The organism is Bartonella sp. AP280QHHD, from assembly GCF_042196125.1.
Taxonomy (GTDB): Bacteria; Pseudomonadota; Alphaproteobacteria; order Rhizobiales; family Rhizobiaceae; genus Bartonella.
Window position 1 is genome coordinate 33,024 of record NZ_JBHIPQ010000045.1, and the last position, 14,083, is coordinate 47,106.

At 35.8% G+C, this 14,083-nt stretch carries 11 protein-coding genes; 1 reads left to right on the forward strand and 10 read right to left on the reverse strand.

Translation table 11 applies throughout. The features are described 5' to 3' along the window. Positions 1-283: 283 nt before the first annotated feature. The 6 genes from ACFIMK_RS06720 to tpiA form a co-directional block, all read right to left on the reverse strand. Positions 284-691, reverse strand: coding sequence for a TM2 domain-containing protein (locus ACFIMK_RS06720; RefSeq protein ID WP_375638115.1), 408 nt, complete (start codon positions 689-691; stop codon positions 284-286). 111 nt (positions 692-802) lie between these two features. After that, positions 803-2,074, reverse strand: coding sequence for a phosphopyruvate hydratase (eno, locus tag ACFIMK_RS06725; protein WP_375683096.1), 1,272 nt, complete (start codon positions 2,072-2,074; stop codon positions 803-805). A gap of 71 nt (positions 2,075-2,145) precedes the next feature. Next, complete coding sequence (kdsA, locus tag ACFIMK_RS06730) at positions 2,146-2,982, reverse strand: 3-deoxy-8-phosphooctulonate synthase (RefSeq protein ID WP_273791141.1); 837 nt, start codon at positions 2,980-2,982, stop codon at positions 2,146-2,148. Positions 2,983-3,018: 36 nt separating this feature from the next. Further along, positions 3,019-4,647, reverse strand: a complete 1,629-nt coding sequence (locus ACFIMK_RS06735) for a CTP synthase (protein WP_375611264.1) — start codon at positions 4,645-4,647, stop codon at positions 3,019-3,021. Between the two features lie 129 nt (positions 4,648-4,776). Beyond that, positions 4,777-5,229, reverse strand: a complete 453-nt coding sequence (gene secG / locus ACFIMK_RS06740) for a preprotein translocase subunit SecG (protein ID WP_375611263.1) — start codon at positions 5,227-5,229, stop codon at positions 4,777-4,779. An 82-nt stretch (positions 5,230-5,311) separates the two neighbouring features. Then, positions 5,312-6,076 carry a triose-phosphate isomerase gene (gene tpiA / locus ACFIMK_RS06745; RefSeq protein WP_375620758.1) on the reverse strand — a complete coding sequence of 255 codons (765 nt, stop codon included), beginning with the start codon at positions 6,074-6,076 and terminating at the stop codon, positions 5,312-5,314. Positions 6,077-6,230: 154 nt separating this feature from the next. Here tpiA and ACFIMK_RS06750 point away from each other — a divergent pair, with 154 nt between their 5' ends. Then, a complete protein-coding gene (locus tag ACFIMK_RS06750) occupies positions 6,231-8,120 on the forward strand; it encodes a peptidyl-prolyl cis-trans isomerase (protein ID WP_375683097.1) in 1,890 nt (629 codons plus the stop codon). 912 nt (positions 8,121-9,032) lie between these two features. Here ACFIMK_RS06750 and ACFIMK_RS06755 read toward each other — a convergent pair. The 4 genes from ACFIMK_RS06755 to ACFIMK_RS06770 form a co-directional block, all read right to left on the reverse strand. Continuing rightward, positions 9,033-9,893, reverse strand: a complete 861-nt coding sequence (locus ACFIMK_RS06755) for a phytoene/squalene synthase family protein (RefSeq protein ID WP_375611260.1) — start codon at positions 9,891-9,893, stop codon at positions 9,033-9,035. A gap of 878 nt (positions 9,894-10,771) precedes the next feature. Beyond that, positions 10,772-11,158 (reverse strand): Mth938-like domain-containing protein, encoded by a 387-nt coding sequence (locus tag ACFIMK_RS06760; protein WP_375611259.1) that lies wholly within the window; start codon positions 11,156-11,158, stop codon positions 10,772-10,774. Between the two features lie 462 nt (positions 11,159-11,620). Beyond that, the gene (yajC, locus tag ACFIMK_RS06765) at positions 11,621-12,073 is read right to left on the reverse strand and encodes a preprotein translocase subunit YajC (RefSeq protein WP_375628961.1); all 453 of its coding nucleotides are present in this window, start codon (positions 12,071-12,073) and stop codon (positions 11,621-11,623) included. A 685-nt stretch (positions 12,074-12,758) separates the two neighbouring features. Next, on the reverse strand, positions 12,759-13,940 hold the full coding sequence (locus ACFIMK_RS06770; RefSeq protein WP_375611257.1) for a peptidoglycan DD-metalloendopeptidase family protein: 1,182 nt from the start codon (positions 13,938-13,940) through the stop codon (positions 12,759-12,761). Positions 13,941-14,083 lie beyond the last annotated feature (143 nt).

The window sequence follows — 14,083 nt, forward strand, 5'->3', positions numbered from 1 at the left end:
TAAATAAAATTTGTAGCAGCCGTGATAAACATGAAATTAAAATAGTTTTGCCCCCCAATGATCTAACGCTTTCTGCTGCTATAAGCAGCAATACAAAACAACCTTAGTTGATTTACCCACATAAAATAGCACAGTCTTTTTCAATACTTTTATTCAACTGTGCATATTTCTCTTAATATCTCACATTAAAGAAATAGAGTACAATAATCTTGCATTATTGCAACTTAATATATTGATCGAAATAAAAAGTAAACTTTATTATTTTCTTTTTATTGTAAATTTTTCACAAATCTGTAATCTGATTCCCATCTTTATCCGTAAATTTTCCAGCAATAATGAGTATAAAATCAACAATCGCCCAAATACCGGTAATCATCAATCCAAACAATGATAAAGATAAAACGAGCATTAAAGTACCCGTCCGAACTCTCCCAACCATAAAGCGATGAACACCAAAGATACCTGCAACCCAACAAAGCAGTGCGAACATTATCTTTGTGTTCTCTGTACCTGGTCTCAACAATGGGAAAACAGAACTGACAACACCTCCTTCACAGACAAAATCAACAGCATTACCAATCCTTGGTGGATTCTTTCCCAACCAATCCCAAGTCGCAAACTGATAACGTTTACCATCATCACCCGAAACGAGATAATTTCCTTGATCTTGACTAATAATTATACCTCTCATCTTAATCCCTATAAATTTAAACACTTAAAAATTATTGCGTATATGCCTTTGATAAGAAATATCAATTTCATAATCTAAATGATCTTATACTTTCATATTTTGTGCTCACAACTATACACGATATAAATCACCAGCATAATGCGCTTGGGCTCCTAGCATTTCTTCAATACGAATAAGTTGATTGTATTTTGCTAATCTATCCGAACGTGCAAGAGAACCTGTTTTAATTTGTCCACAATTCGTTGCAACAGCAAGATCTGCAATGAAAGAATCCTCTGTCTCGCCTGAACGATGAGATATAATGGCACGATAACCTGCTTTATGTGCTACTTCTACAGCATCAAGTGTTTCACTCAATGTACCAATTTGATTAACTTTTATGAGAATAGAATTGCCTACCCCCATTTTGATACCATCACGCAAACGTGCTGAATTCGTTACAAACAAATCATCGCCAACAAGCTGACATTTTTCTCCAATTGTGTCAGTGAGTAGCTTCCAACCTTCCCAATCATCCTCTGCCATTCCATCTTCAATTGTAATAATAGGATAATTTTTCACAAGCTGCGCTAAATAATCTACCTGCTCTTGGATGTCTCGGCATTTCCCCTCACCTTTATAAAAATACGAACCATTTTTATAAAATTCGGTTGAAGCACAGTCTAAACCAATGGCAATTTGTTCACCTGGTTTATAACCACATATCATGATAGATTCCATAATAAAATCAATTGCTTGATCAGCACTTTTAAATTGAGGTGCAAAACCACCTTCATCACCAACATTGGTATTATAACCTGCATCTTTTAAACGCTTTTTCAATGCATGGAAAATCTCAGCGCCATAACGGATAGCTTCTCTTACAGTAGGAGCTCCTATAGGGATAATCATAAACTCTTGAAAATCAATCAAATTATCAGCATGAACGCCACCATTAATAATATTCATCATGGGGGTTGGAAGAATATGCGCTTGTGTACCACCAATATAACGATACAAAGGTAAATTTAATGAATCCGCAGCTGCTTTCGCAACAGCTAATGAAACACCAAGAAGTGCATTGGCACCAAGACGGGCTTTGTTTGGCGTTCCATCCAAAGCAATCATTGCTTGATCAATAGCAATTTGATTTGTTGCATCCCGCCCACCAAGTTCTTCAAGAATTTCGCCATTAACTGCAGCAACCGCTTTTTCAACACCTTTCCCTTGATAGCGCAAACCACCATCACGAAGCTCTATAGCCTCATGTGCTCCTGTTGAAGCTCCCGAAGGAACCAGAGCGCGACCAAAAGCTCCATTCTCCAAATGAACATCAACTTCTACCGTTGGATTACCACGGCTATCAAGAACTTCACGCCCAATGATATCGACAATTATAGTCATATGTGTTTCCTTATCCAATAAAAGTCTCGATTCATTTATAATGCCCTATTAATGAAATATTTTTTCTCTTCTCAACTCAACTTTTTTGACAGATAATCAAATTCCATTAAAGTCTCAAGCAATCTTTGTAAATCATCAACTTTAACCATATTGGGTCCATCAGAAGGTGCATTATCTGGATCTTGATGTGTTTCTAAAAAAATACCAGCTACCCCAACAGAAACAGCTGCACGCGCTAAAATTTCAACAAATTGACGCTGCCCACCAGATGAAGCCCCCTGCCCCCCAGGTTCTTGAACAGAATGCGTTGCATCAAAAATAACAGGAGCACCAAATGAACGTAAAATAGGCAACGAACGCATATCAGAAATAAGTCGGTTGTAACCAAATGACGTGCCTCGCTCACAAAGCATAACATTCGGATTACCACTGTAAACAACCTTTTTTAAAACATTCTCCATGTCCCACGGCGCTAAAAACTGACCTTTTTTAATGTTAATAACACATTCTGTTTTGGCGGCTGCTACCAAAAGATCTGTTTGACGACATAAAAAAGCCGGTATTTGTAAAATATCAACTGTAGAAGAAACAATTGTACATTGCTCTTCTGTATGCACATCAGTTAATATGGGACAATTAAACTCTTTTTTTAAATCAGAAAAAATGGACATTGCTTTTTCAAGACCAATACCACGTGCCGCCCCCAAAGAGGTTCTGTTGGCTTTATCGTAACTTGATTTATAAACAAACCCGATACCAAGCTGATCGGTAATTGTTTTAATACGACCAGCCATTTCAAAAGCATGATCACGACTTTCCATCTGACACGGCCCTGCAATTAATGAAAGAGGCATTTCATTTGAAAAAATCATATTTCCAACTTTCACACGGGCATTTGGTTTAGTCATTTTATCCCTCAAAAGCAAAGTAACCCAATTTATGCATTAAACTAATCGACTTTGTTCTACAGCAGCTTCAATAAAAGAAGAAAAAAGCGGATGTGGATCAAAAGGACGGGATTTTAATTCTGGATGATATTGAACACCAATAAACCATGGATGATCTACATATTCTATCGTTTCTGGTAAAATACCATCAGGAGACATCCCAGAAAAAATCAAACCACACTGTTCTAACTTATCCTTATAATCAATATTGACCTCATAACGATGACGATGTCGCTCGACAATCTTGGTCACCCCATAAATTTGAGCAATATGACTCTCTTCTTTTAATTCAGCAGCAAAAGCACCAAGGCGCATTGAACCGCCGAGATCACCATTTCTTGTACGTTTTTCAAGAACGTCTCCTTTAAGCCATTCTGTCATTAAACCTACAATTGGATTGTCTGTTTCACAAAACTCACTTGATGAAGCATTCTCAATCTGTGCAATATTGCGCGCAGCTTCTATACAAGCTAATTGCATCCCAAAACAAATCCCTAAAAATGGAACTTTACGCTCTCGCGCAAATTGAATTGCTCGAATCTTCCCTTCTGCCCCTCGTGCCCCAAAAGCACCTGGAACCAAAATTCCATGGGCTTTTTGTAAAGCTGAAACAGAATCTTCTTTTTCAAAAAGCTCCGAATCAATCCACTCAATATTAACCTTCACTCTATTCGCTAAACCACCATGCGCAATCGCTTCAATAAGAGATTTATAAGCATCCTTTAAGCCCGTATATTTTCCCACAACAGCAATCGTAACTTCTCCTTCAGGATGGTGAATACGATGCGTAATATCTTCCCAACGATCCATCTTGGGGGAAGGTGCCGAATCGATTCCAAAAGCGCAAAGAACTTCAGAGTCCAAACCCTCCTTATGGTATGCCATAGGAACATCATAAATTGTTGGCATATCTAATGCCTGAATGACTGCATTGGAGCGAACATTGCAAAAAAGTGATAATTTGCACCGTTCTGTTTCTGGAATAGATCGATCTGCACGTACAAGCAAAATATCAGGAGAAATACCAACTGCTTGCAATTCTTTGACAGAATGTTGTGTTGGTTTCGTTTTTAATTCACCTGCTGAAGGAATATAAGGCATTAATGTGAGATGGACATAAACGACATTTTGTCTCGGTAGCTCATTGCGAAGCTGACGAATCGCTTCTAGAAAAGGCATTGCTTCAATATCACCAACCGTTCCACCTATCTCACACAAAACAAAATCAAATTCTTCATTTCCCATCGTAATGAATCTCTTAATTTCATCTGTAACATGAGGGATAACTTGGACTGTTGCCCCCAAATAATCACCACGCCGCTCTCGTTCAATGATATTGCGATAAATACGCCCTGTTGTAATATTATCTTGGCTATTTGCAGAACGCCCAGTAAAACGCTCATAATGACCAAGATCAAGATCCGTTTCTGCACCATCATCGGTCACAAATACTTCACCATGTTGATAAGGTGACATCGTACCTGGATCAACATTTAAATAAGGATCAAGTTTGCGAAGACGTACGCGATAGCCACGAGCCTGTAATAACGCTGCTAACGCCGCCGCTGCGATGCCTTTTCCAAGGGAAGAAACCACACCACCAGTAATAAAAACATAACGTGCCATGGGCTTATGGTGATAAGCAATTTATAATGATTTTTCCAGCAAAAAATGCAAAAAGAAACAATTTTTCTTCTAAAATAAAAAAGGCGAAAAAAATCACCTTTTTTAAAAAGTCTATGTTTTCTTAAAAAACTATTTTGTACTGTTATCGGGAACTGTATTTTCAAGAACCTGAGGAACTGGACTTTCTGCTTCAGGATTTGTGGACTGTTTCTGTTCCTGCGAAGAATTCGAAGTGCCTCCTAGCTGTTCAAGAATAGAAGGGGAAGACTCACCATCTGACGATGGGACTGATCCTGAGTCTTTATTGGTAGAATTCTGTTCTGAATTAACCGGTATACGCTTTAAGATATCAGAACTAGAATTTGATATATTACTCACCACGGTAAGTCCAATAGACACAACAAAAAAACAACAGGCTAAAATAGCAGTCAAACGTGTTAAAGGGTTTCGAGATCCACGAGTTTTCATCAACCCTGAGCTATTACTCACACCTAGCCCACCACCTTCTGAAGGTTGAATTAATATAATACCAACCAAAGTAATCACAATCAAAAAATGAATAACTATAAGTACTGTTTGCATAAACCCTGCTCTTTAAATAACTCTTTAATAGCTATTTACACATAAATAACGCACAATCCAAGGGGAAACTCAAATTTCTCTGCTATAGTTTACGACAAACATCGCAAATAGTTAAAAAATCAATCGCTTTTAAGCTTGCTCCACCTATCAAAGCACCATTAACATGAGCAATGCTTAAAAGCTCAAATGCATTGGATGGTTTTACGGATCCACCATAAAGCAAACGTATCTTATTGCCTTCATCACCAAAACGAGAGCGCACCCTATCACGAATGAAATGATGTACTTTTGCAATATCTTCTGGAGTCGCTGTATTGCCGGTGCCTATCGCCCAAACTGGTTCATAAGCGATAATGGTATTCTCTGCTGTTGCATCATCTGGGAGAGATTCTTCAAGCTGCTGCGTGAGAATATCCAGTACTTTATTATTATTACGCTCCTCCAATGTTTCACCAATACATACAAGAGCCACAAGACCTGCTCGCCACGCAGCTTGCACTTTGGCACAGACAATCGCATCATTTTCCTGGTACACTGTACGACGTTCTGAATGCCCAATAATAACATGACTTGCTCCCGCTTCTTTAAGCATAAAAGCTGAAATATCTCCAGTATAAGGACCATGATCATCAAAGTGACAATTTTGTCCTCCCAAAAGGAGATTTTCACCATTCAGCGTATTAGAAGCACGCGATAAAAGCGTTGCTGGAACACAAATAAGCGCCTCAAAAAGATGACCTAGATCAGAGCTAACGCCTGTAGCAATAGCACGCAACTCTCCAAGCGATTCACTCGTTCCATTCATTTTCCAATTTCCAGCAAGAAAAGGCCGAATATTTGGAGACATATTTTCACCTCAAGAGCTTTTACAATACATTGTTTATCTGTAGTTACCAAATTATAAAATGAAAGCAAGTCTTTAAAGCTTGCATCTTTCATCTCTTTATTGCAAATTCCATTACAGCTTTGATAATAACTCATATTAAAAATGGACTTGAACAATGCTTGACATCATAAGAAATGCTACAAATTCTTGGATTTTTAGAATTTTCCTTGCTATTTTACTCTTATGCTTCATTCTTTTATGGGGGGTACCGCAGTTACACAAAAAAAGTGAAAGAGATCTTATTACTTCTGGAAAGTCCACAGTAACTGTCGATGATTATCGTCTTGCACTCGCCGATCAAAGCGCACGTTTAGCATATGCTGCTCATCTTGGACGAATGTTTACAACAAATGAAATGCAGCAATACCAAATTCCTGCTTTTGTATTTAATCAATTACAACAAAATGTACTGCTTGATGAACAAGCACGTAAAATGAAAATAAGTCTTTCAAAAGATACAATAGCTCATACGATTGGTTCTGATAAGATGTTCCAGGTAAATGGCACTTTTGATAAAAACTTGTTTTATAACTATCTTCAGCATTTACGTATTAGTGAAAGTGCTTTTCTTAATTATTACACCAAACAAGAAAAGCGTAATCAGCTTATTGCTGCTTTACTTTCTGATATGAAGGCACCAAATCTCTTTTATAAAGCACTTGCTCTTTATCAAGGAGAAATGCGTATTGCTGATTATCTCGTTATTGATCTAAAAGAAAAGAAAACAATTGCTGATCCTGATTACGAAACATTACAAAAATGGTTTGAAACACATCAAAGTCAATTTCGTGCTCCAGAATACCGTACTGTCTCTTTGCTATCTATGGAACTTAATGATTTTGTAAAACCTAAAGATATCTCAACAGATGAGGCGAAAGCCTATTATACACAAAATGCTTCACGTTTTGTAACGCCTGAAAAGCGTACATTCGAAGAACTGCGATTCCCCTCACGCGAAGAAGCCGATAATGCAGCAAAAAAAATAGCTGATGGATTGAGTTTTGATGAACTGGTAAAAGCTGAAAAAAAGACTCTTAATGACATAAAAAAAGGTCCTCTCGCAGAAAACGAACTTCCTAATCATCTGACATCTGAAATTTTTGAACTTCAACAAGGCCAAGTCAGTCCTGTGATAAATGACTTACAGGGACCTGTTCTCATTCGCGTTACGCATATTGAACCTTCAAGCTCTCTTCCTTTTGAAAGTGTAGAAGAAAATATTCGCCAAATACTTGCCAAAAATCGTGCTACTGATGATATCCGTAACAATTATGCTGCCATTGAAAATGCTCGTTTTGAGGGTGCTTCTTTCAAAGAGTTAGCTGACCAATACAAGTTATCTTTGCGCACAATTACTATTGATAAAACGGGAAAAACGCTTGAAGGTGCAATACTCACGGATTTACCTCAAAAAGATATTTTACTGAATGCCATCTATCAATCAAACGAAGGAGTCGATCTTGATCCTCTCTCTTTTCAAAATGGTGGATATCTCTGGTACAAGGTCGATAAAATTATTCCTTCCCGTGATAAGACACTTGAAGAGGCTAAGCTAGATGTTCTTTCTCAATGGAAAAATGAGGAAATCCAACGTCTTCTTGATGAAAAAGCCCAAAATGCTCTCAAACAGCTCACGGAAGGAAAAAGTCTTGTTGCTCTTGCTCATACCCTTGGTGTTACAAAACAAACAACACCAACCCTCCGGCGTCAAGACTCATCTGAAACCCTTGGCGTTGAAGGCATTAAAGCATTATTTTCCGCTCCCAAAGGTCATTATGGCATCATAAAAGGTCCGGTTGCAACAAACCGTATCATTTATCAAATAAAGACTGTAACCATGCCTAAAGATATCACGTCTCATAATCTTTCAACTGAGGTCCGCGCCAATATAGATATGATGATAAGAGAAGATCTCAAGCTAGAAATGCTACAAGTTGCCAATAAAGAACATCCTTTGGAAATTAATAGCACAAATTATAATCAGATCTTTAACGCTCTCCAATAAAAAGATTGTGCATAATTTTAAGAACTTATTGATAAAGTTTTCATCAGCTCTTCGTCTATAGTTGAAGAGGTAAGACGGATTTCTTGTCTGCATATCTTAGGATCAGCGTTTGTATAATGATTCATTTTCTCGCAAAACAGTGCATGTATGGATTTGCGAGAAAATAGTCAATGGAATGTAGAATCGTTTTTGCAATGCATTAAAAAACATTATCCATCCAAAGGTCGTAAAGGTTGCCGCCCATTAAGCTATAAACATCATCCCTATCGTCATTCATTCATAGCTCATTATATTGCTACTCTTAATATTCATTCATAGGGAGCGTATTGCTTCTTCCTTAAATGATTTCATTTACACATCCAACTTATAATAGATAAAAAAACTATTTTTAAAATTCATTATAAAAATGGAGAAATCTTTTTCTATTCAAGACTCTCATTCAATATAAGAAAAAACGTATTATCATTATAAATCAATATATTCATCAATCATAACAGTCATCAATTATGATGTTATAATTTCTCAAAAATAAGAGTTTTTTATAGACTTATAGACTGCTAAGATAACTTCTCTCATAAAATAGAAATTTCATTTCATTTGCAAATGAGATACAATCAATACATTCAGAGTACTTAAAAGTTCTTCTTCAAACAAACCAATGTATTAAGATTTATCTCATGTTTTTCTTTCTCTGCATCTCACCCATCCAATACTCTGAATAAAACATATTACTGATGAAGAAATACAGCGTATTTTCAAGATCATAAAATTTCTTATTCTTTTGCGTTCATAACAACCAAAACATCAACATTTTTTATAACAAAAAAATGGTTTGGAATCACAATAGCTCCTTTTATCTTCATATGAAAAAATCAGTCTACATGTTACGCATTCCAACGTAGTAATATTTTTTTACAATATCTTTGGAAAATTGCCGCTTATTGCTGCCCTTGTTATCAACCAATAGCGATACATCAATGGCAAAGTTGCACTCTCTTGAAAAATTGCTGCCCCCAGCTGTATAGCTTTTTGAAGAGAAGCTGGTACAATGACCAATGGAAGAAAAGCTGGCTTAAGAACTCTAGGTAAAGTACAAGAATACTCGTAAAATTGGGTATAATGATCGCGCGATAATGCTACCATAGCTTCAACAATACAACCCTTTTGTTGATCGCTGAGACGATGAGATTCCAAATCTTCCCTATTCACTCCTACAGCCTTTAATATATCAGTGGGTAAATAATATTGATATCGTGATTGCATGAATGATAAAAGACGCAATACACCGCTTAATCCTTGAGAAATCCCTCCATGTTCATAGATATCTGTAAACTCTTGTGCAGTTTCAGGATCTAATATCTGACAAGAAAGCTGTAAAATTATGCCTGCTGTCTCACCACAATAATGCTCTAGATCATGAAGTGTTTCTATTGGATTGTGATAAAGATCTAAAATTTGCGCATCACAATAACGTAAAAAAGCTGTCTTAGGTAAATTAAAAAGAGTGATTGCTTTTAATAAATCATTCAAAATCGGATTGTTTCCACTCGTTTGCATTTCACCATGAGCAATAGCATCATACCACCAACGTAACCGTATTTCTCCTATGAGTGGGTCATGTACACTTTCGCGGATACGAGAAACTTCAGCATTAAATACATAAAGAGCAGCCAATGCTTGGCGCTTTTTTTTAGGTGCAAATAAAACCGATATATAGCGATCACGATCTATGGTACGTAAAATATCAAGACAATAAGGAAGAGAGCCTATCATTCTATGAACCTATTAACGTCCCTTTTTTAGCAATTAAATTAATACCCTCTTTTTATTCATATTAAAAAATGAAGGATAAGCAAATACAGTTCAGAAAATAAGATTTTTAAATGTGTCTCTTAACTGTATTATGAATTAAAATTTCTTTTCTAATCCCTTTTCGTTTTAGAAAGAAAAAAATTAAATAAATAATTTTTCTGATAAAACTTATCTTATCGGACTTCAAGTTTTCATTTGCAATAAAAAAGCTAAAAACCAATCGTAACATGCATAGTAAAACTTGAACAACAAACAATGCAAGACACTTTTTCAGTGGATAGATGACAATGTTATTTTATAAAAAATGCACTGATCACAAAAACTTCATCAAATCATTGACCTCCTCCCCATCCTAAAAGACAAAGGCTCTTACCAACACCAATTTGTAAAAAATCCAATTGCTCTCGGTACGTTTCTGTTACTATAAACGCATTGATTTATAATGATAATTTTGTGTTTTGTATGTTAAATTAGAATCCCAAATATCGTAGATATACTTTCATTTCAAACCAATTCCATGTTACATCAATAAAAACTATTCCCTTGCACGTCACAAGCGGAACTGGCTTGTAGGTAAAAACTGTATAAGAAAGAATTAAAATGCCTCTTATGAACCGTCTTAAGTGCCAAGAGCTGATCACTCATGTGATTCATTAGGAACTATGAGCAAACTTTGTCCTGAATACTTGCTGCTGTATTTAAAAAACACTTAATGTGTTAAGTTATGTATATTCTATACCCTTATATCACCGCCTTAAACGACAGTATTTTACAGCGCAGAAAATAATCACACAAGTCTTTCATGCTAGACCAGAGCCTTTGTTTTATTAAACAATACTCTATTCTACCGCAAATAATAACGCCGCAACAGCGCGATCTTCAGCCAATAAAACATTAAATGTACGCACCGCCGCTCCCGTACTCATTGTATCTGATGAAATACGTTTTTCCCATAAAAGCACCCGTAACTCTTCAGGTAATCGTAATAATTCAATTCCAGTACCTATTAATAAAACTTCGATTTCAGAAGCTTCTTCTAAAATACGAGATATATCCCTTTGAGTGGGAACAGGCCCTGCCATCTCAATGCCATAAATACCTGATGGTACACAAATAATAGAACCTCTATGAGACATATCAGCAAAACGAAACCCACCATTTCCATAAGCATCAATAGGTGCGCGACTTGGAAAATGTGCTTCACGAATTTGAATTGCATCGAACATGAATATGCACCTTTTATTTTTGAATAATCCAATTGTCTTTGCTTCTTCTCATCATAAAAATTAAAATAAGGCTGATATAAACATTGATATGTTAAACATAGCCTAGTATTGAAGTAAAAATTTTTATATAATGCCCTAATCTTCTCATACAACAAATATATGAAAATTTGGGAATAAACCGCGGTAAAATGCTATACCTGCTTAAATAAATCTATCTTTTAAAAAGTTTCCTCAGCTTATTTACTCACAAATTGCTTTTTATAAAAACAATGATCTTGTTTAAAAAACAGAAAAAAATTGCGTAATATTCTATAAATAAAACAACTATTTTAATAATCTAAAGAAAACAAAAACTCCATTTTCTGTAGCCACTATAAAAGCCTCTTTTTCAATGAAATTGTCTTGATCTTGCCAAGCTTTTTATAAAAATGCTTAAAAAATGTAATAAACTGCCATTACACCTTAAGATGCATTTTCCTTTGATATAGCTTTTTTCTCTTCAGAGATACTCATATCTTCTTTCGTTGTCGTTTTAGATTTAGACTTTTGTGGTCTTTTTGCTTTAGCATTAAGTTTTGATTTTTTTTCTGCAACCGGCTCACCTTTAACGCGCACATCAGCTAATGTTGAGCGAATAACACGAATATTCATACTCTCACCAATTTCAACCTCTAATTCACCACTCTCGTCGTGAACCTTCGTAACCTTGCCGATAATACCACCACCCGTTATAACTGTATCACCACGACGTACTGCATTAAGCATTTCTTGGCGTTTTTTCATTTGGGCACGCTGTGGACGAATGATAAAAAAATACATAATTGCAAAAATTAAAATGAATGGGACAGCGCTAGCAAATGAAATTCCACCGGAAACATCGCCTGCAACTTGAGCATAAGCGTTCGTAATAAACATTTTTATCTCCTATAGTTAAACCTCAGGTATTTCCCACTCTATTAAAATGAAATTCCGATACAGAAAAAATTCCTAAAGAATTTATCATAAAAAGCAATAACTACATAATCTAATCACAGCTTTACAAAAATACAATAAATCCTTAAGAGGCAGAATACCAAAATACAATGAGAAAAATCTTAAAAAATAGATTCACTTTCCCCTATTGTATATCCTACAATACAAATCTTTTCACTAACTCAATAAATTATACAAGATAATTTTTCTAATGAACAAACTTAATTTATATAGATAATTTATCGTTTTTAATATCAAATGACAGATCTAAATACAATAAAACGCTCTCATTTCAAACCTTCTGAATTAATCAAAACGATTTTCTTGCACGTCACACATATTAAATGAGCCTGTAGATAAAAACTTTTTAAGAAAGGCGTGAAAATATCTTTTTCATGCTTCTCTCAAATGCAAGAGCAATTGGAACACTCAAAGCTGACAAATAGTATGATACTATTGTCTTACACTTTCATAAATACAAAGATGGTAATATCTAACGACCCCAACGAACTACTTTTCTAAAACCAATGATTTTTTGCTGCAATGTTATTAATTTAAGAAAATCAATTGTTTTTCATGAATTTTCTATAAACTGTAAGACTATTCAAATGTAAAAGTCATCAATAAATTAGTTTTCTAAATATTTAAGGGGATCAACAGGTAATGAATTCTTACGCATCTCAAAATAGACACGTGGCGTTTTAACATTTCCTGAAACACCAGATTTAGCAATCTCATCACCGCGTCTTATCCTTTGTCCTTTGTTAACAACAAGCTTACTATTACATCCATAAATAGTGATAATATCATTTTCATGTCGAATCATCACAACATTACCAAGCTCTTTTAGTCCATCTCCCGCATAAATAACCACACCATTTTCTGCCGCCTTTACCGAAGACCCTTCAGGCACTGCAATATCTATTCCTCGATTCATTACTGTTCCCTTTTTTTGACCGAACTGGCTTAATAAACGCCCTCGTACTGGCCAACGCATCTTAGAAATTCCTGTGGCTTGCGGAGTCGTCATATTATCTGTATTCGTAACAGTACTTGACAAACCAGTCTCATGTTTCAATTGCGTCATCTGTTTAGAAAAATTTTTCTCAGAACTTGATTTGTTCATCTTTGCAGAGGGTGGCGTTGTTACAGGAGCTTTATATATAGGAGAGGACTTCTTGTTTTTTATAGAGGACATCACTTGAGATTGGGATGCAGATTCTGTTGTTGACACTGCCCAATCGTTATTATTGTGTGCATTTGAAGCTGCTAATGTACGCCTGCTTGGAACAACAAGGACCTGACCGATATAAATGGAATTGCTGTTTATACCATTTGCTAATTTTAATGCCTCAACACTAACCCCTACTTGTCGTGCAATACTGAGCAGTGTATCTCCGCTCTGGACAATATAAGAATTCCGCCGAAAAATAGGAGATTTATCCATTTGTGAACGAGAAAGTGTTCCAAGATTACGTGGAGGGGAGCCCATAACGCGACCATCAGAAGAAGTTATCCTATCTTGATGTGGAAAATTATAGGGGGAATTATCATCTCCCCACGAATCATCGCTTGATTCCACAGGTGGCAATTCAGTGCTTTGTATCATACCACTACCGTATGATAGCATTCGCGGGTCTGTATACATAGTGCTTGATATATTTGATTGAGATGATACCGTACGATGAGAGAACGTATTGGAAAAACGCTGTGTACCAGAACTACAACCAGCAACAATAGTTACCACCGCTAACAAAGTTATTCTCTGAAAATTATGCTGGAAAATATTATCCAAAGCTTTTAGACACATCGTTTTGCTCACTCATCAATAATCAACTCACTCCATTAAAGCTTTTTTAAATTACCGAAGAGTTAAAATGAGATGTTTTATTCATAAATATCTTTATATAAGATCAAAATGAATTTAACGTAGACAATTCGCAGAAACTTCTT